Source organism: Streptomyces sp. NPDC057099 (assembly GCF_042671245.1).
In the GTDB taxonomy this organism is placed as follows: domain Bacteria; phylum Actinomycetota; class Actinomycetes; order Streptomycetales; family Streptomycetaceae; genus Streptomyces; species Streptomyces purpurascens.
In genome coordinates, this window is record NZ_JBHUTX010000021.1 from 34,728 (window position 1) to 55,096 (window position 20,369).

A 20,369-nucleotide genomic window follows, 5' to 3' on the forward strand; every position below is an offset into this window, starting at 1 on the left:
GTGATGAGGGCTCAACTCCGGTCGCTGCGAACCTTCCTGCCGGCCCGGACTAATCTCGTTGCGAGAACATCGCCCCACCTCCCGTGATCCGCTGCGCCACCCCTGCATGCCGGGTACACGGAGTCGACAGCTCTGGAGAAACTCGAGCATGAACCGCAAGACTTTGGTGCTGCCGGCCGTGATCGGCCTGCTCGCGCCGGTGCTCGCCGCCTGCGGCGGGTCCGACAGCGGGAGCGACGACGGCGGCGCGATCGTCGTCGGCACCACGGACCGGTTCACCGCCTCGAAGGACGCCCCCGCCCCCCTCGACCCGGCGTACGCCTACGACGTCGGCACCTGGAACATCCTGCGCCAGACCGTGCAGACCCTGATGATCCAGCCGCGCGGCGAGGGTGACCCGGTGCCGGAGGCGGCCGAGCGGTGCGGCTTCACCGACACCGGCAACGAGCGCTACGCCTGCACCCTGCGCGACGGCCTGAAGTTCGCGAACGGCGACCCCGTCACCGCGTCCGACGTGAAGTACTCCATCGACCGCGCCCGCTCCCTCAAGGCCGACAGCGGCGTGTTCGCGCTGCTGTCCACCATCGACACCGTCGAGACGCAGGGCGACCGCGACGTCATCTTCCATCTGAAGAACGCCGACGCCACCTTCCCGTACAAGCTGTCGACCCCGGTCGCCGGCATCGTCGACCCCGACGACTACCCGAAGAACAAGCTGCGCGACGGCTTCGACCTCGAAGGCTCCGGCCCGTACACCCTCAAGGCCGACGTCGAGAACGACGAGCTGGTCAGGGCCGAGTTCACCCGGAACCCCGACTACAAGGGGAACCTGAAGGTGAACAACGACAAGATCGACATGGTCTCCTTCAAGGACACCGACGCCATGGGCGAGGCGCTCGACAAGGGCGACATCGACCTGATGACCCGCACCATGTCGCCGGACCAGATCCGCAAGCTCTCGGGCGACGCGGACACCGGCGTCGACCTCGTCGAGATGCCCGGCCTGGAGATCCGCTACCTGGGCTTCAACACCGACGCCCCGACTGTCGAGTCCAAGGCCGTGCGCCAGGCGATGGCCCAGGTCGTCAACCGCAGCGAGCTGGTCTCCAAGGTCTACGGCTCCCAGGCCGAGCCGCTCTACTCGCTGGTCCCGGCCAGCGTCACGGGCCACTCCAACTCGTTCTTCAACAAGTACGGCGACGCGAACGTCACCAAGGCCCGCTCCCTGCTGAACCAGGCGAACGTCACCACCCCGGTGAAGCTGACGCTGCACTACACGACGGACCACTACGGCCCGGCCACCAAGAAGGAGTTCGAGGTCCTGCGCGACCAGCTGAACTCCAGTGGCCTGTTCGACGTAACCATCAAGGGAACGCCGTGGGACACGTTCCGCCCGGCCGAGAAGAAGGGTGTGTACGACGTCTACGGGATGGGCTGGTTCCCCGACTTCCCCGACGCCGACAACTTCCTCGCGCCGTTCCTCGACAGGGACAACACCCTTGGCTCGCCGTACGACAACAGCCAGATCCGCAACACCCTGATCCCGGAGTCCCGCCGCGAGGCGGACCGGTTGTCCGCCTCCACAAGCCTGACGGACATTCAGGACATCGTCGCCTCCGACGTGCCGGTGCTGCCGCTGTGGCAGGGCAAGCAGTACGTCGCCGCGCGCGACGACATCACGGGTACCGCCTACGCGCTCAACTCCGCGTCGACGCTCCAGTTGTGGGAGCTCGGCCGGGGCGTGAGCGGCTGAGGTACCCGCTGGAACCCCGGGGCCTGTGACCGCGGCCCCCGGGGAGCCGTGCCCCGGAGCCAGGGACATGCTCCGGGTGTTCTCGAGAACCGACGACAAGGCACACACGTGAACATACGCAACCAGTGGCCGGTCCTGCCGATCGTGGCGGGGCTCGCCTCCGGCCTGCTGACCGGCTGCGGCACGGAGAGCGGGGACTCCGCGGGGGAGGGCTCCAACGTGGTGGTGGGGATGTCCGACGACGTCCTGGCCACCGACCCGGCCTCCGGCTACGACCCCGGCTCCTGGCTGTTGTTCAACAACGTCTTCCAGTCGCTGCTCAGCTTCCCCAAGGGCGCCACGGAACCGCAGCCCGAGGCCGCCGAGAGCTGCTCCTTCACCGACACGCAGAGCTCGGTCTACAGGTGCACGCTGAAGGACGGCCTCAAGTTCAGCAACGGTGACGCCCTCACCTCGGAGGACGTCAAGTTCTCCTTCGAGCGGATGCTGAAGATCAACGACCCCGACGGGCCCGCGATCATGTTCCCCACGCTGGACGAGGTCGAGACTCCGGACGGGCAGACGGTCGTCTTCCATCTCAACACGTCCGACGCCACCTTCCCCAGCAAGATCGCCTCCGGCGCCGGCTCCATCGTCAACCACGACGAGTACGACGCGGGCAAGCTGCGCGAGGACGGCAAGGCCGTCGGCTCCGGCCCCTACAAGCTCGACTCGATCGACGACGGTCAGGCCGTCTTCTCCGTCAACGAGAACTACAAGGGCACCGCCAAGGTGAGCAACACCGGCGTGACCCTGAAGTTCTTCGACGGCGACCAGACCGCCCTGAAGCAGGCCATCCAGAAGGGGGACGTCGACATCGCCTACCGCGGCCTCACCGCGGGCGACGTCGCCGACATGGAGAAGGCCGACGACGGCACCGGCACCGAGGTCGTCGAGGGCAGCAGCGCCGAGGTCCAGCACCTGGTGTTCAACATGAACGACCCGGTCGCCGGAAAGCTCGGCGTACGCAAGGCCATCGCCCACCTGCTCGACCGCGAAGCCCTCATCAAGGACGTCTACCAGGGCACCGCGACCCCGCTGTACTCGATCATCCCGGCCGGTGTCGCCGGCCACAACACGGCCTTCTTCGACACCTACGGCGCCCGCCCCTCCCGGTCCAAGGCGGCCGAGGCCCTGCGTGCCGACGGCGTCAACGGCAAGGTCAAGCTGACCCTCTGGTCGACCCCGTCCCGCTACGGCCCCGCCACCGACCAGGAGCTGACGGCCATCGCCGGCCAGCTCAACGCCAGCGGCCTGTTCGACGCGGACGTCAAGTCGGTCTCCTTCGCCCAGTACGAGAAGGACATCGCGGCCGGCAAGTACGGCGTCTACGTGAAGGGCTGGGTGCCCGACTACCCGGACGCCGACAACTTCACGGCCCCCTTCTTCGGCAAGGGCAACGTGCTGGGCAACAACTACGAGAACGACACCATCACCGGCACGCTCATCCCGAGCACCGCGGCCCTGACCAACCGTGCCTCCACCGACAAGGAGTTCGGGGAGCTGCAGGACATCGTCGCCGATGAACTCCCCGTCCTGCCGGTGTGGCAGGCCAAGCAGTACGCGGTCGCGCGTGAAGGCGTCTACGGACTGGAGTACTGCCTCGACGCGTCCACCGTGTTCCGCTTCTGGGAGCTGAGCAAGGACGCGTGACGCACCCACGCGAAGGGCGCCCCCTGTCTCGGCAGGGGGCGCCCTCTTTTTCGTCCGCAGTGGGCGGCCTACTGCGCGCCGGGGCGCACCAGCCCGCTCTCGTACGCGTACACCGCCGCCTGCACACGGTCGCGCAGGCCCAGCTTGGTCAGCACGTGCCCGACGTGCGTCTTGACGGTGGTCTCGCTGACGAACAGGTCGGCGGCGATCTCTGCGTTGGACAGTCCGCGCGCCACCAGCTTCAGCACCTCGACCTCGCGGTCGGTGAGCGTGTGCAGCGTGTCCGGCACCGGCTCGTCACCGGAGGGCAGATGCGTGGCGTACTTGTCGAGCAGCCGGCGCGTGATGCTCGGCGCGAGCATCGCCTCGCCCGCGGCCACGACCCGGATCGCCTGCACCAGCTCGTTGGCCGGGGCGTCCTTCAGCAGGAAGCCGCTGGCACCGGCGCGCAGCGCCTCCACCACGTACTCGTCGAGGTCGAAAGTGGTCAGCACCAGCACCTTCGCCGGGCCGTCCCGCTCGGGGCCCGTGATCTGCCGGGTCGCCTCCACACCGTCCATCCGCGGCATGCGGATGTCCATCAGGACCACGTCGGGCTGCAGGGCCCGCACCTGGTCGAGCGCCTGGAGGCCGTCTCCGGCCTCGCCGACGACCGCGATGTCCTGCTCGGCCTCCAGAATCATCCGGAAGCCCGTGCGGAGCAGCGGCTGGTCATCGACCAGTAGGACGCGGATGGCCACGTAAGTCTCCTTCGCTAGTCCGGCCCCATTCTGCCCTGCGCGGGCCCGCCGGACTCCGTCGCCCTCACCGGCAACGGATACGGCGGGGGAGTACCCCCGAACTCCGGGCAGTGGGCCTGGTGGTCGCACCAGCCGCACAGCTTCGTGGGGCGCGGCCGCCAGTCACCCGTCTCCGTCGCCTGCCGGATCGCCTCCCACAGCGCCAGCAGCTTGCGCTCGACCCGCTCCAGATCGGCGAGGACCGGGTCGTACGTCAGGACCTGACCGCTGCCCAGATACACCAGCTGGAGCCGCCGCGGCACCACGTTCTTCAGCCGCCAGACCACGAGGGCGTAGAACTTCATCTGGAACAGGGCGCCCTCGGAGTACTCGGGCCTCGGGGCCTTCCCCGTCTTGTAGTCGACGATCCGGACCTCGCCCGTGGGGGCCACGTCGACCCGGTCGATGATCCCGCGCAGCCGCAGCCCCGAGTCCAGCTCGGTCTCGACGAACAGCTCCCGCTCGGCCGGCTCCAGCCTGCTGGGGTCCTCCAGGGAGAACCAGCGCTCCACGAGCCGCTCCGCCTCGCCCAGCCAGCGCGCCAGCCGCTCGCCCTGCGGATCGTCGGCGAACAGCTCCACGACCTCCGGCCGCGACTCCCGCAGCCGGTCCCACTGGCCCGGGATCAGCGACTTCGCCCGGGGCGCCGTGCGCTCGGCCGCCGGGGCGTCGAAGAGCCGCTCCAGGACCGCGTGCACCAGCGTGCCCCTGGTCGCCGCCTCGCTGGGCTTCTCCGGCAGCCGGTCGATGACCCGGAAGCGGTAGAGCAGCGGGCACTGCATGAAGTCGCTCGCACGCGAGGGGGACAGCGCCGAGGGCGGTATGGCGGTGGGCGCGGTCACGGTCGCCGTCTCCACTGCCGTCTCTGCTGCCGTCTCGATGACCGCCTCCACGGACCCTGCCGGGACCGGCGGATCCACCGCCGCGGCAGGGCTGCTGTCGGGCTGTGCCGCGCCCTCGGTGCTCGTCTCCATGCCCCAGACCATACGGCCCGCCACTGACAGTGATCCCGCCGCGGTCGCGCCGTGTACGACGCCGGGAGCCGGGAACGGACGGGACGGACGGGAAACACAGGGGTGCCGGGGCGGAACGCGCCTCGACGGACGCATACCATCGACTCGAGACCCTCCCGGCCGGCAGGTGCGGGAGACGCTTCGAACGAGGGGACACCGGTGGACGAGAGCGGCGGGCACGGGCAGCCGCGGTCCGGCAACGACGAGTCGGCCGAGCGCCACGCAGGGGCTCCGGCCCGGGCCGCCGACCCGACTCCCGCCGACGAACAGGCCACGGACGGACGGCGTTTCCCCTCCGAGCGCCACGACGAGGCCCCGGAGGCAGGACCCGCGGCGACACCGCAGGCCGGGCCGGACGGGCCCGAGGGCGACTCCGCTGCGGGCCAGGACTCCGGCGCGGCCGAAGGAGACCGTCCGTCGCTGCGGAAGCCCGGCCCGACGGGAGACTCCGCGACCGGCCATAGCCCCGGTGAGCCCCCGGCCCCGGACCCCGTCGCCCCGGACCACCGACAGCAGCCCGCCGCCCCTGACCCGAACGGCCGCACCGAGCCCGCTCCGTCCGGCCCCGGCGACCGCCCCTTCGCCCACTCCGCCGACGGCAAGGGACCCGCCCCCCAGCGGCCTCCGGAGCCCCGGGGCGGCCTGCTCATGGGACGGCCCTTCGGGGTGCCCGTGTACGTCGCGCCCAGCTGGTTCCTCGTCGCCGCGCTGATCACCTGGGTGTTCGGCGGGCAGCTGGAGCGCGTCCTGCCCGAGCTCGGCGCCGCCCGGTACCTGGTCTCCCTGTTCTTCGCGGTCGCCTTCTACGCCTCCGTGCTCGTCCACGAACTGGCCCACACCGTCGCCGCCCTCCGCTTCAAGCTCCCGGTCCGCCGCATCCAGCTCCAGTTCTTCGGCGGCGTCTCCGAGATCGAGAAGGAGGCCGAGACCCCCGGCCGCGAGTTCGTGCTCGCCTTCGTCGGGCCCCTGCTCTCCCTCCTGCTCGCGGGCGTCTTCTACCTCGCCATGCAGACCGTGGACCCCGGCACCGTCCCGGGCGTCCTGCTGGCCGGCCTGATGATCTCCAACCTCATCGTGGCCGCGTTCAACCTCCTGCCCGGCCTGCCCCTCGACGGCGGCCGCATGCTCCGCGCCGTCGTCTGGAAGATCACCGGCAAGCCGATGGCCGGCACCGTCGCCGCCGCCTGGATCGGCCGCGCCCTCGCCGTCTCGGTCCTCATCGGCCTGCCGCTGCTGACCCATTCCGGCGCCCTCGGCTCCGACGCCGTCGACAACGTCGGCATGGACACCGTCCTGGACGCCCTGCTCGCCGCCATCCTCGCCGCGATCATCTGGACCGGCGCCGGCAACAGCCTGCGCATGGCCCGGCTGCGCGAGCACCTCCCCGAACTGCGCGCCCGTGCGCTCACCCGCCGCGCGGTCCCCGTCGAGACCCACACCCCGCTCTCGGAGGCCCTGCGCCGCGCCAACACCGCCGGCGCCCGCGCCCTGGTCGTCGTCGACGCCGACGGCAAACCCCTCTCGCTGGTCCGCGAGGCCGCGATCGTCGGCGTCCCCGAACACCGCCGCCCCTGGGTCGCGGTCAGCGGCCTCGCCCAGGACCTCACCGACGGCATGCGCGTCTCGGCGGAACTGTCGGGGGAGGAACTGCTCGACGCCCTCAGGGCGACGCCCGCCACCGAGTACCTCGTCGTCGAGGAGACCGGTGAGATCTACGGCGTCCTGTCGGCGGCCGATGTGGAGCGGGCCTTCGTCAAGGCCATGGCGAGGCCCAGCTGAAGTGGTCGGAGCCCCCTCCGGGGACCGGTAGGCTGTTCACATGTCCGAACCGACCGGTGCCGCCCGCAGGCGCGGGCCCTTCAAGGTCGGGGACCAGGTACAGCTGACCGACCCCAAGGGCCGCCACTACACGTTCACGCTCGAGGCCGGGAAGAACTTCCACACCCACAAGGGTTCCTTCCCCCACGACGAACTGATCGGCGCTCCCGAGGGCAGCGTTGTCCGCACCACCGGGAACGTCGCCTACCTCGCGCTGCGCCCCCTGCTCCCCGACTACGTCCTGTCCATGCCCCGCGGGGCAGCCGTCGTCTACCCGAAGGACGCGGGGCAGATCCTCGCCTTCGCCGACATCTTCCCCGGCGCTCGCGTCGTCGAGGCCGGCGTGGGTTCCGGCTCGCTCAGCAGCTTCCTGCTGCGCGCCATCGGCGACCAGGGCATGCTGCACAGCTACGAGCGCCGTGCGGACTTCGCCGAGATCGCCCAGGCGAACGTCGAGCGCTACTTCGGCGGCCCGCACCCCGCCTGGCAGCTCACCGTGGGTGACCTCCAGGACAACCTGTCCGACGCCGACGTGGACCGCGTCATCCTCGACATGCTCGCCCCCTGGGAGTGCCTGGAGGCCGTCTCCAAGGCGCTCGTCCCCGGCGGCATCCTGTGCTGCTACGTGGCGACCACCACCCAGCTCGCCCGGACCGTCGAGTCCATCCGCGAGATCGGCTGCTTCAACGAGCCGAGCGCCTGGGAGTCGATGATCCGCAACTGGCACATCGAGGGCCTGGCCGTCCGCCCGGACCACCGGATGATCGGCCACACCGGCTTCCTGCTCACCGCCCGCCGCCTCGCCGACGGCGTCGAGCCGCCCATGCGCCGCCGCCGCCCCGCCAAGGGCGCCTACGGCGAGGACTACGCAGGACCCAACGCCGACGGCGGCTCCGGCCGCTGAGGCGACCCGCTGCCGCACACAACGCACAGGCGCCGTGGCGGAGTTCCCTGATCCACTCCGGGAACTCCGCCACGGCGCCTTTCCGTTGTCCCTGGCGGCGCCGCGGGTGAACCATGGCGTTCATCGGTTGACCTGACAGATCACCGTCGCGGCCGGCCCCGCCGCCGCGATGCGCGGCGGCAGCGGCCCGTGGCGCGGCGGGCGGGCTGACACAGCGGCAGGAACCGTAACTCTTCTGACTTCCCCGGCACAGGACGTGCACACCCCGCCGTTCCCACGTGGTGTGACGTGTGGCACCATCTTGGCCATCCCCCCTTGGCCAACCCACCGGCACAGCCCTCAGGAGACCCTCCTAGTGCAGCCTTCCGCCGTCCCGGAGCTCGCCCACACCCACACCCGCCCCATCCACTGGCTCGCCACCGCCACGGCCGTCGCCGGCGTCGTGGCCCTCTCCTCGTTCCTGCAGCCGGGTGCGGCGACGGCGGCCCAGGCGGCCGCCCCCGAGACCAGAAGCGCTCCGGCGGCTGTCGCCCCGCCCGACCCGGCGGCGGTGACGTTCCCGATCGAGTGCGGCCCGGTGAAGGCCGTGGTGAAGAAGCGTGCTTCCGGAGACCTCGACGGCGACGGCTCCCCCGAGACGGTGGCCGTGGTCCACTGCGACTCCCCGATGGGCACCCCGCCGGACGGCGTCTACGTCCTCACCCGGGACGGCGACGGCGGCAAGCCGCGCGTGGTGGCGACCCTGCTCGACCCCAAGGACGGCAACACCGTCAGTGACTTCGCCGTACGTCAGGGAGCCGTCACGGCCACGCTCTTCGGCTACTCGTCGCCCGACGTGCCGCGTTGCTGCCCCGACGTCAAGAGCGACGTGAAATGGCGTTGGCAGAACGGCGCGTTCGTCCGCTCGACACCGTCCGGCGCCCACAGCGTGTGAGGCGCCAGCGCCCCCGCGTATGAGATATCAGACAGGAGTGACGGAGTGTACGGAAGGAGTCACTCCGCGTCCGGACCGTAGACCTCGGCCCTGTCCGAAACTCGACGTACGTGGATGCACTCGCCCGGACACTCCTTCGCGGAGTCGACCACGTCCGTGAGAAGCGGCAGCGGCACGGGCGTTGTGGCGCCCTTGTCCTGGAGCAGCTCGTCGTCGGCGCTCTTCACATAGGCCAGACCGTCGATGTCCAGCTCGAACACCTCGGGCGCGTACTGGGCGCAGATGCCGTCGCCGGTACACAGGTCCTGGTCGATCCAGACCTCCAGCGCCTCGCCGTCGACCCCGGCCTCCTGCTGCACGCTCATGTCTCCTGCCGTTTCATGCGTCGAGCCGTATCGGGAATCCGGCCAGCTCTGACGGGTGTTGAACGCTTCGAGCCTACCTCCGGCTGGGTTCCATTCATGTTCGGTGGGTATTCCCCTGGCGTGAGGGAGAGCGCAAGGGTGAAGATCGGACACACCCCGACCGTCTTTGTGATCTAGGGGTTTCAATCGACACCCGCCCAGGTAGGGTCTGGAAGCGTCCAGCTCCCCTTGGAGGAGGTGAGGACCGTGGCAGCCCACGACGACGACATGAACCGCGGCATCCGCCCGGGACGCGGGTCCGACGACCCGGCCGGGCAGATCGCCTACCTTGAGCAGGAGATCGCCGTCCTGCGACGCAAGCTCGCCGACTCTCCGCGACACACGAGGATTCTCGAAGAGCGGATCGTCGAGCTGCAGACCAATCTGGCCGGCGTGTCCGCGCAGAACGAGCGGCTCGCCAACACGCTCCGTGAGGCCCGTGACCAGATTGTGGCCCTCAAAGAGGAGGTCGACCGGCTCGCGCAGCCGCCGGCCGGCTTCGGGGTCTTTCTGCAGGCGAACGAGGACGGCACCGCCGACATCTTCACCGGCGGCCGCAAGCTCAGGGTGAACGTCAGCCCCAGCGTCGAGCTCGACGAGCTCCGGCGCGGCCAGGAATTGATGCTCAACGAAGCGCTCAACGTGGTCGAGGCCATGGAGTACGAGAGCGTCGGAGACATCGTCACCCTCAAGGAGATCCTCGAGGACGGCGAGCGGGCCCTCGTGCTCGGGCACACCGACGAGGAGCGGGTGGTGCGGCTCGCCGAGCCGCTGCTGGACGTCACCATCCGCCCCGGCGACGCCCTCCTGCTCGAACCCCGCTCCGGCTACGTCTACGAGGTCGTGCCGAAGAGCGAGGTCGAGGAACTCGTCCTCGAAGAGGTCCCCGACATCGGCTACGAGCAGATCGGTGGTCTCGGCGGCCAGATCGAGGCCATCCGCGACGCGGTCGAGCTCCCGTATCTCTACCCGGACCTGTTCAAGGAGCACGAACTGCGGCCGCCGAAGGGCGTCCTGCTGTACGGGCCCCCCGGCTGCGGAAAGACCTTGATCGCCAAGGCCGTGGCCAACTCGCTGGCCAAGAAGGTCGCCGAGGTGACCGGCCAGGCCGCAGGCAAGAGCTTCTTCCTCAACATCAAGGGCCCCGAGCTCCTGAACAAGTACGTCGGTGAGACGGAGCGGCAGATCCGCCTCGTCTTCCAGCGGGCCCGTGAGAAGGCCAGCGAGGGCACCCCCGTCATCGTCTTCTTCGACGAGATGGAGTCGCTCTTCCGCACCCGTGGCTCCGGTGTCAGCTCGGACGTGGAGAACACCATCGTCCCGCAGCTGCTCGCCGAGATCGACGGCGTGGAGGGCCTGCAGAACGTGGTCGTGATCGGCGCCTCCAACCGTGAGGACATGATCGACCCCGCCATCCTGCGGCCCGGCCGGCTGGACGTGAAGATCAAGATCGAGCGCCCGGACGCCGAGGCGGCCAAGGACATCTTCGGCAAGTACCTCACCGAGCGCCTCCCGCTGCACGGCGACGACGTCGCCGAGCACAGTGGCTCCAAGGCCTCCACGGTCCAGAGCATGATCCAGACGGCCGTCGAACAGATGTACGCCGAGTCCGAGGAGAACCGCTTCCTGGAGGTCACCTACGCCAATGGTGACAAGGAAGTCCTCTACTTCAAGGACTTCAATTCCGGCGCCATGATCGAGAACATCGTGGGCCGTGCCAAGAAGTCGGCGATCAAGGACTTCCTCGAGAAGAACCAGAAGGGTCTCCGCGTCTCCCACCTCCTCCAGGCCTGCGTGGACGAGTTCAAGGAGAACGAGGACCTGCCGAACACCACCAACCCGGACGACTGGGCCCGGATCTCCGGAAAGAAGGGCGAGCGGATCGTGTACATCCGTACGCTCATCACCGGAAAGCAGGGCGCGGACACCGGACGCTCCATCGACACGGTGGCGAACACCGGTCAGTACCTGTAAAAGGCAGGGCGGCTGCGGGTGCCCTCGGCGGGTACCCGCAGCCGACTGTTTTTCAGGCCACGGCTGGAGCAACGCAATGACGCAAATGATCTCCCCACCAGCGCAAAGGCGTTCTAGGCTCTTCCGTACCGCCGAGTCGCGCAGTGCGGGGACGGGCACCGCACACGCAACCGAGCGCCAGCGGTATCTGAGTGGCGCCCACGACCGAGGGTGCCGCCGGGCAAGGAGGGCCGCATGACCGTACGGCGAGTAATGGGCATCGAGACGGAGTACGGGATCTCCGTCCCCGGCCACCCCAACGCCAATGCCATGCTCACCTCGTCCCAGATCGTGAACGCCTACGCGGCTGCGATGCACCGGGCCCGCCGGGCTCGCTGGGACTTCGAGGAGGAGAACCCGCTGCGGGACGCGCGAGGCTTCGACCTCGCCCGCGAGGCCGCCGACTCCAGCCAGCTCACCGACGAGGACATCGGCCTGGCCAACGTGATCCTCACCAACGGTGCGCGGCTCTACGTCGACCACGCGCACCCCGAGTACAGCGCCCCCGAGGTGACCAACCCCCGGGACGCCGTCCTCTGGGACAAGGCCGGCGAGCGGATCATGGCCGAGGCCGCGGAGCGGGCCGCACAGCTGCCCGGTGCCCAGCCGATCCACCTGTACAAGAACAACACCGACAACAAGGGCGCGTCCTACGGCACGCACGAGAACTACCTGATGAAGCGGGAGACCCCCTTCTCGGACATCGTGCGCCATCTGACGCCGTTCTTCGTCTCCCGTCAGGTCTTCACCGGGGCGGGCCGCGTCGGCATCGGCCAGGACGGGCACGAGCACGGCTTCCAGCTCAGTCAGCGGGCCGACTACTTCGAGGTGGAGGTCGGCCTCGAGACGACGCTCAAGCGCCCCATCATCAACACCCGCGACGAGCCGCACGCGGACGCCGAGAAGTACCGCCGCCTGCATGTGATCATCGGCGACGCGAACCTGTCGGAGATCTCGACGTATCTGAAGCTGGGTACGACGGCTCTCGTGCTGTCGATGATCGAGGACGGCTTCATCGCGGTGGACCTCGCCGTCGACCAGCCCGTGCGCACGCTGCACCAGGTCTCGCACGACCCGTCGCTCAAGCGCCTGGTCACACTCCGTAGCGGCCGGACGCTCACCGCGGTCCAACTGCAGATGGAGTACTACGAGCTCGCCCGCAAGTACGTGGAGGAGCGGTTCGGGGCCGACGCCGACGACCAGACCAAGGACGTCCTGTCGCGGTGGGAGGACACCCTCACCCGTCTGGAGCACGACCCGATGAGCCTGGCCGGCGAGCTGGACTGGGTCGCCAAGCGGGAGCTCATGGAGGGCTACCGGCGCCGTGACAGCCTCGACTGGGACGCGGCGCGCCTGCACCTGGTCGACCTCCAGTACGCCGACGTGCGGCCCGAGAAGGGCCTCTACAACCGTCTGGTGGCCCGTGGGCGCATGAAGCGGCTGCTGACCGAGGCGGACGTCGAGCGGGCCCGTACGGCGCCGCCTGAGGACACCCGCGCGTATTTCCGCGGCCGCTGCCTGGAGCAGTACGCGGACGACGTGGCGGCGGCCTCCTGGGACTCGGTGATCTTCGACCTGCCGGGCCGCGACTCCCTGCAGCGGGTTCCAACCCTGGAACCGCTTCGCGGAACGCGTAATCACGTCAAGGAGCTCCTGGACCGCTGCCGCACCGCGGAAGACCTGGTCAGGGTCCTGTCCGGCGGATGATCGCGTTCCGTGGGTACCCGGGAGGAGGCGGCCGGACAGGGTGGAAAATCCCGGGTCCGGGAATCATCGAGATGGTCCCCGTACGTTGGAGCAACTGCGGGGCCATTGTCAGACCCGGCGAGTAGGGTCTGATCTTGACCGAGCAACTGTGTCGGGCGAACCGAGCGGGGTGAGGGATATGGCGACCAAGGACACCGGCGGCGGACAGCAGAAGGCCACCCGGTCCACCGAGGAGGTCGAGGAGCAGGCGGCGGAGACGCAGGCTTCCGAGGACCTCAAGGAGCGTCAGGAGAAGCTGAGCGACGACGTGGACTCGGTCCTGGACGAGATCGACGACGTCCTCGAGGAGAACGCCGAGGACTTCGTGCGCTCCTTCGTTCAAAAGGGTGGCCAGTAAGGCGCCTTTGCCTTCATTCCGAAGGTGAGCGGGTCTGGGTGACGGACGGGCGGGGCGCGGAGCGCTGTGCGCGGGGCAGTGAGCGAGCGATGCCTTCGTGTGCGGCGCTCCGGGCGTCGCCGGAGTCCGGCAAGTGCGGCGTCGATCCGGTGGAGTTGGTCCCGCCGGACATGTGGATCACCGCCGAAGGACGGGTAGGGTCCGAGGCATACCGTGCCCCCGGTCGCAACCGGACCGGGGTTGTTCCAAGGATCGGCCCGACGTCACAAGGCGGGCTGTCGCATACGTGGAGGGAATCGCGTGGAAGCCAACACTCGTAGCACCGGGCGTCTACCAGCTGCCTTCCTGACGCCAGGGTCCTCCTCCTTCATGGACTTCCTGTCCGAGCACCAGCCGGAGATCCTGCCCGGCAACCGGCAACTGCCTCCCACCCAGGGCGTGATCGAGGCGCCGCACGGGACCACCATCGTCGCCGTGACGTTCCCCGGAGGCGTCGTCCTGGCCGGTGACCGCCGGGCGACCATGGGCAACGTCATCGCGCAGCGGGACATCGAGAAGGTCTTCCCGGCCGACGAGTACTCCGCGGTGGGCATCGCCGGTACGGCGGGTCTGGCCGTGGAGATGGTGAAGCTGTTCCAGCTGGAGCTGGAGCACTTCGAGAAGGTCGAGGGCGCGCAGCTGTCCCTGGAGGGCAAGGCGAACCGGCTCTCGACGATGATCCGCTCCAACCTCGGCATGGCCATGCAGGGCCTGGCCGTGGTGCCGCTGTTCGCGGGGTACGACGTGGGCCGCGACAGCGGCCGGATCTTCTCGTACGACGTGACGGGCGGCCGCTCCGAGGAGACGCACTTCGCGGCCACCGGCTCGGGCTCGATCTTCGCGCGTGGCGCCATGAAGAAGCTCTTCCGTGACGACCTGAGCGAGGAAGAGGCCACGACCCTGGTGGTCCAGGCCCTGTACGACGCGGCCGACGACGACTCGGCGACAGGCGGTCCCGACGTCGCCCGCCGGATCTACCCGATCGTCACCGTGATCACCGAGGACGGCTTCCGCCGGCTCACCGAGGAGGAATCCTCCGAGATCGCCCGCTCGATCCTGGCGCGGCGCCTCGAGCAGCCGGACGGCCCGCGGGCCGCGCTGCTCTAGGCAGCGGCCGTTTCTTGTCAAGGTGATCCAGTGACTTCCACAGAAAGGGACGGATAACCGGTGTCGACGCCGTTCTATGTTTCACCTCAGCAGCAGATGGCCGACCGGGCGGAGTACGCCCGCAAGGGCATCGCCCGTGGCCGCAGCCTGGTCGTGCTGCAGTTCGCCGACGGCATCGTGTTCGTCGGCGAGAACCCGTCCCGTGCGCTGCACAAGTTCAGCGAGATCTACGACCGGATCGGTTTCGCGGCCGCCGGCAAGTACAACGAGTACGAGAACCTGCGGATCGGTGGCGTGCGGTACGCCGACCTGCGCGGGTACACCTACGACCGCGATGACGTGACGGCCCGTGGCCTGGCCAACGTCTACGCGCAGACCCTGGGCACGATCTTCTCCTCCGCGGCCGAGAAGCCGTACGAGGTGGAGCTTGTGGTCGCCGAGGTGGGGGAGACCCGGGAGGGCGACCAGCTCTACCGTCTCCCGCACGACGGCTCGATCGTGGACGAGCACGGCTCGGTCGCGGTGGGAGGCAACGCGGAGCAGATCAGCAGCTACCTGGACCAGCGCCACCGGGACGGTATGACGCTGGCCGAGGCCCTGAAGCTCGCGGTGCAGGCCCTGTCGCGCGACACCAACGGCAGCGAGCGGGAGATCCCCGCGGAGCGGCTTGAGGTGGCGGTGCTGGACCGTACCCGGCCGCAGAAGCGCAAGTTCAAGCGGATCGGGGGGCGCCAGCTGTCCCGGCTCCTGGGCGCGGAGGGAGACGGGGGCGCCGACGAGACGTCCTCCGAGGACTCCGAGGACACCGAGTAGGTCTGCTCGATCGTTTACGTCGCGCGCCTCGGTCGCTGTTGTGGCCGGGGCGCGCGTCGCGCTTGTCCGCCCGTGATGGGTCGGGGCCGCGCCGGGGGGTGTCCGTCCTCGCTACGGGAGCCCTGGCGGGGCCGTGGAGCCCCGTACCACCAGGTGTACCGGGATGTCCCCGCCCTCGGGTGCGCGGCCCTCCATGACGGCCAGCAGGGCCCGCATGCCCCGTTCTCCGAAGAGCTCCGCGTCCAGGCGGACCGTGGTCAGTTCCGGGTCGATGGCCGTGGCCAGGGCCAGATCGTCCAGGCCGGTGACCGAGATGTCGTCCGGGACGCGTAGGCCGAGGCGGCGCACCGCCTTGTACGCACCGGCGGCCAGCTTGTCGTCGTCGCAGACCAGGGCGGTGGGGCGCGGCCCGGGGAGCGTGAGAGCGGCTTCCGTGGCTGTCACAGCGCCCTCGATGGAGATCGGCGCGCGGGTCGTGCGGACCGACGTACCGGGCACATCGCTCAGCCGGCTCGCCAGTTCCCGGGCCCGTACCTCGAAGGTCCAGGAAGGCACGTCCGCGGCCAGATGGAGGAAGTGGCGGTGGCCCAGGGACAGCAGGTGTTCCGCGACCTGGCGGACACCGTCGGCGATGTCCAGGTTGACGGTCGCCGCACCCAGGCTCCCCTCCGGATCGCTGTCCAGCATCACCAGGGGCAGCTGGTCCCCGCGGATCGCGGTGAGCGCGTCGGCGGCCATGGAGGAGGCGATCACGCCGTCCAGGGCGGCCTGGGCGGAGGCGAAGGGGTCGCGGGCGGGGCCGACGCCCTCGGGGGAGGGGTAGAGGACCACGCCGAATCCGTGCTCGGCGGCGACGCGGGCGGCGCCCGTGTAGACGCCCGCGAAGAACTCCGTGGTGAGGGCCGGGACCACCAGGAGGACCGTGCGGGTGCGGCCCAGACGCAGGTTGCGGGCGGCGAGATTCGGGCGGTAGCCCAGATCGCGGGCGGCCTCGCGGACCCGTTCGGCGGTCGCCTCCGAGACACGGCCGCGCCACTTGTCGCCCAGGACCAGGGAGACCGCCGCCTGGGAGACGCCGGCGGCCCGGGCGACGTCCCGGCTCGTGGGGCGTGTGCTGCCTCGTGCCACCGTCGGGCCGCTCCTTCGTCTGGACTCGTGAACAGCGGACATGGTACGTATGAAACCTCGACGTTATACGTAAAACCTAGGGCGGGGACATGGCTACGGGATACCTGGAGATCCTTCGGGCGCGACACGCCGCCCGGCTGCTCGTCGGCACGCTCGTGGGCCGGCTGCCCAATGCCACCGGCGCCATCGCGATCCTGCTGTTCGTGCGGGCGGAGGGCGGTTCGTACAGCCTGGCGGGGGCGCTCGCGGGGGTGTACGGCGTCGCCAACGCCGTGGGGCAGCCGGTGCTGGGCAGGCTCGTGGACCTGCGCGGGCAGCCGCGCGTGCAGCTGCCGGCGGCTGTGCTGTCGGGGCTCGCCATGGCCGTGTTCGCCTTCGCCGGGATCGGGTCGCTGCCGGTCGCGTATGCCGCCGTCGCGGCCGCGGGGCTCTTCACGCCGCCCCTGGAGGGCGGGCTGCGGGCCCTGTGGTCCTCGGTCCTCCGGAAGGAGGGCCAGGTGCACACGGCCTACGCCATGGACGCCGTGGCGCAGGAGGTGATGTTCACCGTCGGGCCGCTGCTCGTGACGCTGTGCGTGTCGCTGTGGTCGGCCCAGGTCGCGCTGCTGGTGCTGAACGTGGTGGGGGTGCTGGGTGCGCTCTCCGTGGTCGTCTCCCCGCCCTCGCGTGCCTGGCGGTCGGCGCCGCGGGAGGCGCACTGGCTGGGCGCGCTGCGCTCGGCGGGGCTGCTGGCGCTGCTCGCGGCGTTCCTGTTCATCGGGATGGCGCTCGGATCCATCACCGTCGCCTCGGTGCCCTACGCCGACGCGCACGGCGGTGACGCCGTGTACGGCTGGATGATGGCCGCCCTGGGATTCGGGGCGCTGGTCGGCGGCAGCGTCTACGGGGCCCGGCAGTGGGCCGGTGAGCCCGCGCGGCGACTGCAGGTGCTGGTAGCCCTTCTGGTGGTGTGTTACCTGCCGCTGCTTCTCATGCCGGACGCGGTGCCCATGGTGGCGCTGACCGCGCTCGCCGGTGTCTTCCTCGCGCCCGCCATCGCCTGCGCGTTCGTCCTGGTCGACCGTCATGCCCCGCGCGGCACGGTCACCGAGGCGTTCTCCTGGCTGGTGACGACGTTCACCGTGGGCCACTCGGTCGGAGCGGGCGTCGCGGGGCCCGTCGTGGAGACGGGCGGGGCCCTGTGGGGCTTCGCCGTGCCGGGTGCCGCGGGTGGCGTGTCCCTGCTGGTTTTGGCCGCCACAGGACGGGTACTCGCAGCTCCCGGCGGGGGAGCGGTTGTTGTGTCCGGTTCGGAAAATGATCCAAACCGTGCCCCCGAACCCCGTTTCAGTTCAGGGGATCGGGCGTAATGTTCCCTCATGGACCGCCGCATTTTCGGGCTGGAGAACGAGTACGGCGTCACGTGCACGTTCAGGGGACAGCGCCGCCTGTCTCCTGACGAGGTGGCGCGGTACCTCTTCCGCCGTGTCGTGTCATGGGGCCGCAGCAGCAATGTCTTTCTGCGAAACGGCGCCCGCCTCTATCTCGACGTGGGCTCACATCCGGAATACGCCACACCGGAATGTGACAACGTGACCGAACTGGTCACCCACGACAAAGCGGGCGAGCGCATTCTCGAAGGACTCCTGGTGGACGCCGAACGACGCCTGCACGAGGAGGGAATCGCGGGCGACGTCTACCTCTTCAAGAACAACACCGATTCGGCGGGCAACTCCTACGGCTGCCACGAGAACTATCTGGTCGCCCGGCACGGGGAGTTCTCCCGGCTCGCGGACATTCTCATTCCGTTTCTCGTGACGAGGCAGCTGCTGTGCGGTGCCGGCAAGGTGCTGCAGACGCCGCGCGGTGCCGTCTACTGCGTCAGCCAGCGTGCCGAGCACATCTGGGAGGGCGTCTCCTCGGCGACGACCCGCTCCCGGCCGATCATCAACACGCGCGACGAGCCGCACGCGGACGCCGAGCGCTACCGCCGCCTGCACGTCATCGTGGGCGACTCCAACATGTCCGAGACGACCATGCTGCTCAAGGTCGGCGCCACCGACCTGGTGCTGCGCATGATCGAGGCGGGCACCGTGATGCGCGACCTGACCCTGGAGAACCCGATCCGGGCGATCCGCGAGGTCAGCCACGACATCACCGGCCGGCGCAAGGTGCGCCTGGCCAGCGGCCGCGAGGCCTCCGCCCTGGAGGTACAGCGCGAGTACTACGAGAAGGCCGTGGACTTCTGCGAGCGCCGCGGCATCCGCACCGGCACCGTCGAGCAGGTCCTGGAGCTGTGGGGCCGCACGCTGGACGCGATCGAGGCCGAGGACCTCGACCGCATCGGCACCGAGATCGACTGGGTCATGAAGTACAAGCTCATCGAGCGGTACCGCAGCAAGAACAACATGACCATGTCGCACCCGCGGGTCGCGCAGATAGACCTCGCCTACCACGACATCCACCGCCGTCGTGGCCTGTACTACCTCCTCGAGAAGAAGGGTCAGGCAGCACGGATCTGCAACGACTTGAAGATCTTCGAGGGCAAGTCGGTTCCGCCGCAGACCACTCGGGCCCGGCTGCGCGGCGACTTCATCCGGCGAGCCCAGGAACAGCGCCGTGACTTCACGGTCGACTGGGTTCACCTCAAGCTCAACGACCAGGCCCAGCGGACCGTCTTGTGCAAGGACCCGTTCCGTTCGGTGGACGACCGGGTGGAGAAGCTGATCGCCGGAATGTGAGGAATTGCGCCGGCGGGTATTCAGCCGGAACGCCACACGGGCGCCGTACGTTACAAGTACGGCGCCCTGCTCACGCCGTAGAGTTGCGCGCACGCCATCAACGAGATCGATCGATTACGAGGCCCCCACAGTGCGCCGACGCTCACTTCTCATCTCTGTACCCGCAGGACTGGCCACACTCGCCGCGTGCGGCGACGACAAGTCGGATTCGAGCAAGGCCAGCGACAGCCCTTCGCCCTCGCCCTCGGCATCGGCCCCGTCCTCGGCGCCGCCGCCGAAGATCGTGGACGGTCCGCTGCCGGCGGTCACCGCGGGCACGAAGTTCGACGAGAAGCCGACGATCGCCAAGGGCAGCGGAGAGCCGTCGAAGCAGCTCGCGGTGAAGACGCTGATCACGGGCAGCGGCAAGACCGTCGCGGAGAACGACTTCGTCGTCGCGAACTACCTGGGCCAGGTCTGGAGCACCGCCAAGGTCTTCGACAACTCCTACGACCGCAAGACCCGCCTGGCCATCCAGCTCGCCCAGGGCCAGATCATCGACGGCTGGCGGTACGCGCTGGCCGGCAAGAAGGCCGGCAGCCGCGTCGAGATGGCCGTCCCGCCGACCTGGGGCTACGGCTCGCAGGGCAACCCGCAGGCGGGCATCAAGGGCACCGACACGCTGGTCTTCGTCGTCGACGTGCTGGACACGTTCAACTCCAAGAGCTCCGCCGACGGCGAGAAGGTCGCCCAGGACGACGCGGACCTGCCCAAGGTCGGCACCAACACCGACGGCAAGGCGCCTTCCATCGAGGTGCCCAAGGCGACCGCTCCGAAGAAGCTCGTCGCGGAGTACGTCCTGGAGGGTGACGGCGAGAAGGTCGCCGCCGACGACAGCGTCCTCGTGCAGTACAAGGGCGTGCTGTGGGACGGCGGCAAGGAGTTCGACTCGTCGTACGCCAACAAGCAGCTGGTGTCGTTCTCGCTCCAGCAGGTCGTCAAGGGCTGGGCGCAGGGCCTGACCGGCAAGAAGGTGGGCAGCCGGGTCCTCATCGTCATCCCGCCCGCGCTGGGCTACGGAGACAACCCGCCGCAGGGCAGCGGCATCAAGAAGGACTCCACGCTGGTCTTTTCGGTGGACATCCTCGCGAAGCTGTGAGGCGCGTGGG

At 69.5% G+C, this 20,369-nt stretch carries 18 protein-coding genes; 14 read left to right on the plus strand and 4 right to left on the minus strand.

Features of this window, described 5'->3' with window-relative positions; genetic code table 11:
• Positions 1-148 precede the first annotated feature (148 nt).
• Both ACFT4A_RS24495 and ACFT4A_RS24500 read left to right on the plus strand, forming a co-directional pair.
• Positions 149-1,753 carry an ABC transporter substrate-binding protein gene (locus ACFT4A_RS24495; RefSeq protein WP_382833407.1) on the plus strand — a complete coding sequence of 535 codons (1,605 nt, stop codon included), beginning with the start codon at positions 149-151 and terminating at the stop codon, positions 1,751-1,753.
• Between the two features lie 108 nt (positions 1,754-1,861).
• Positions 1,862-3,445: an ABC transporter substrate-binding protein gene (locus tag ACFT4A_RS24500; protein ID WP_382833409.1), complete on the plus strand. Its 1,584-nt coding sequence runs from the start codon at positions 1,862-1,864 to the stop codon at positions 3,443-3,445.
• A gap of 68 nt (positions 3,446-3,513) precedes the next feature.
• On the opposite strand, the gene ACFT4A_RS24505 is transcribed toward ACFT4A_RS24500, so the two are convergent.
• The gene (locus ACFT4A_RS24505) at positions 3,514-4,185 is read right to left on the minus strand and encodes a response regulator transcription factor (protein WP_018570356.1); all 672 of its coding nucleotides are present in this window, start codon (positions 4,183-4,185) and stop codon (positions 3,514-3,516) included.
• Positions 4,186-4,199: 14 nt separating this feature from the next.
• Positions 4,200-5,198: a PD-(D/E)XK nuclease family protein gene (locus tag ACFT4A_RS24510; protein WP_382833411.1), complete on the minus strand. Its 999-nt coding sequence runs from the start codon at positions 5,196-5,198 to the stop codon at positions 4,200-4,202.
• Positions 5,199-5,396: 198 nt separating this feature from the next.
• Here ACFT4A_RS24510 and ACFT4A_RS24515 point away from each other — a divergent pair, with 198 nt between their 5' ends.
• The 3 genes from ACFT4A_RS24515 to ACFT4A_RS24525 all read left to right on the plus strand — a co-directional run bounded on the left by ACFT4A_RS24515 (position 5,397) and on the right by ACFT4A_RS24525 (position 8,893).
• The gene (locus ACFT4A_RS24515; RefSeq protein WP_382833413.1) at positions 5,397-7,016 is read left to right on the plus strand and encodes a site-2 protease family protein; all 1,620 of its coding nucleotides are present in this window, start codon (positions 5,397-5,399) and stop codon (positions 7,014-7,016) included.
• Positions 7,017-7,056: 40 nt separating this feature from the next.
• Entirely contained in the window at positions 7,057-7,959 is a 903-nt protein-coding gene (locus tag ACFT4A_RS24520) for a tRNA (adenine-N1)-methyltransferase (protein ID WP_033311897.1), read from the plus strand.
• Between the two features lie 355 nt (positions 7,960-8,314).
• Positions 8,315-8,893 (plus strand): hypothetical protein, encoded by a 579-nt coding sequence (locus tag ACFT4A_RS24525; RefSeq protein ID WP_382833415.1) that lies wholly within the window; start codon positions 8,315-8,317, stop codon positions 8,891-8,893.
• A 59-nt stretch (positions 8,894-8,952) separates the two neighbouring features.
• On the opposite strand, the gene ACFT4A_RS24530 is transcribed toward ACFT4A_RS24525, so the two are convergent.
• Positions 8,953-9,258 (minus strand): ferredoxin, encoded by a 306-nt coding sequence (locus ACFT4A_RS24530; protein ID WP_215122495.1) that lies wholly within the window; start codon positions 9,256-9,258, stop codon positions 8,953-8,955.
• A 246-nt stretch (positions 9,259-9,504) separates the two neighbouring features.
• On the opposite strand from ACFT4A_RS24530, the gene arc reads away from it, so the two are divergent.
• From arc to prcA, 6 genes are all read left to right on the plus strand, one after another.
• Positions 9,505-11,271 carry a proteasome ATPase gene (gene arc, locus ACFT4A_RS24535; protein WP_215122496.1) on the plus strand — a complete coding sequence of 589 codons (1,767 nt, stop codon included), beginning with the start codon at positions 9,505-9,507 and terminating at the stop codon, positions 11,269-11,271.
• 234 nt (positions 11,272-11,505) lie between these two features.
• Positions 11,506-13,017, plus strand: coding sequence for a depupylase/deamidase Dop (gene dop / locus ACFT4A_RS24540; protein WP_382833417.1), 1,512 nt, complete (start codon positions 11,506-11,508; stop codon positions 13,015-13,017).
• A 178-nt stretch (positions 13,018-13,195) separates the two neighbouring features.
• Complete coding sequence (locus ACFT4A_RS24545) at positions 13,196-13,414, plus strand: ubiquitin-like protein Pup (RefSeq protein WP_019757212.1); 219 nt, start codon at positions 13,196-13,198, stop codon at positions 13,412-13,414.
• A 133-nt stretch (positions 13,415-13,547) separates the two neighbouring features.
• Positions 13,548-13,763, plus strand: a complete 216-nt coding sequence (locus ACFT4A_RS24550) for an endonuclease domain-containing protein (protein WP_370869170.1) — start codon at positions 13,548-13,550, stop codon at positions 13,761-13,763.
• Positions 13,715-14,560: a proteasome subunit beta gene (gene prcB, locus ACFT4A_RS24555; RefSeq protein ID WP_382833420.1), complete on the plus strand. Its 846-nt coding sequence runs from the start codon at positions 13,715-13,717 to the stop codon at positions 14,558-14,560. Before ACFT4A_RS24550 ends, prcB begins: the two co-directional genes overlap by 49 nt.
• A gap of 60 nt (positions 14,561-14,620) precedes the next feature.
• The gene (prcA, locus tag ACFT4A_RS24560; RefSeq protein WP_382833421.1) at positions 14,621-15,373 is read left to right on the plus strand and encodes a proteasome subunit alpha; all 753 of its coding nucleotides are present in this window, start codon (positions 14,621-14,623) and stop codon (positions 15,371-15,373) included.
• A gap of 111 nt (positions 15,374-15,484) precedes the next feature.
• Here prcA and ACFT4A_RS24565 read toward each other — a convergent pair whose 3' ends face one another.
• Entirely contained in the window at positions 15,485-16,501 is a 1,017-nt protein-coding gene (locus tag ACFT4A_RS24565; RefSeq protein ID WP_382833423.1) for a LacI family DNA-binding transcriptional regulator, read from the minus strand.
• Between the two features lie 89 nt (positions 16,502-16,590).
• Between ACFT4A_RS24565 and ACFT4A_RS24570 the strand changes: the two genes are divergently transcribed.
• The 3 genes from ACFT4A_RS24570 to ACFT4A_RS24580 all read left to right on the plus strand — a co-directional run bounded on the left by ACFT4A_RS24570 (position 16,591) and on the right by ACFT4A_RS24580 (position 20,359).
• The gene (locus ACFT4A_RS24570; protein ID WP_382833425.1) at positions 16,591-17,850 is read left to right on the plus strand and encodes an MFS transporter; all 1,260 of its coding nucleotides are present in this window, start codon (positions 16,591-16,593) and stop codon (positions 17,848-17,850) included.
• 9 nt (positions 17,851-17,859) lie between these two features.
• A complete protein-coding gene (gene pafA, locus ACFT4A_RS24575; RefSeq protein WP_184597419.1) occupies positions 17,860-19,221 on the plus strand; it encodes a Pup--protein ligase in 1,362 nt (453 codons plus the stop codon).
• Positions 19,222-19,351: 130 nt separating this feature from the next.
• Positions 19,352-20,359 carry an FKBP-type peptidyl-prolyl cis-trans isomerase gene (locus tag ACFT4A_RS24580; RefSeq protein ID WP_382833427.1) on the plus strand — a complete coding sequence of 336 codons (1,008 nt, stop codon included), beginning with the start codon at positions 19,352-19,354 and terminating at the stop codon, positions 20,357-20,359.
• Positions 20,360-20,369: the final 10 nt, after the last annotated feature.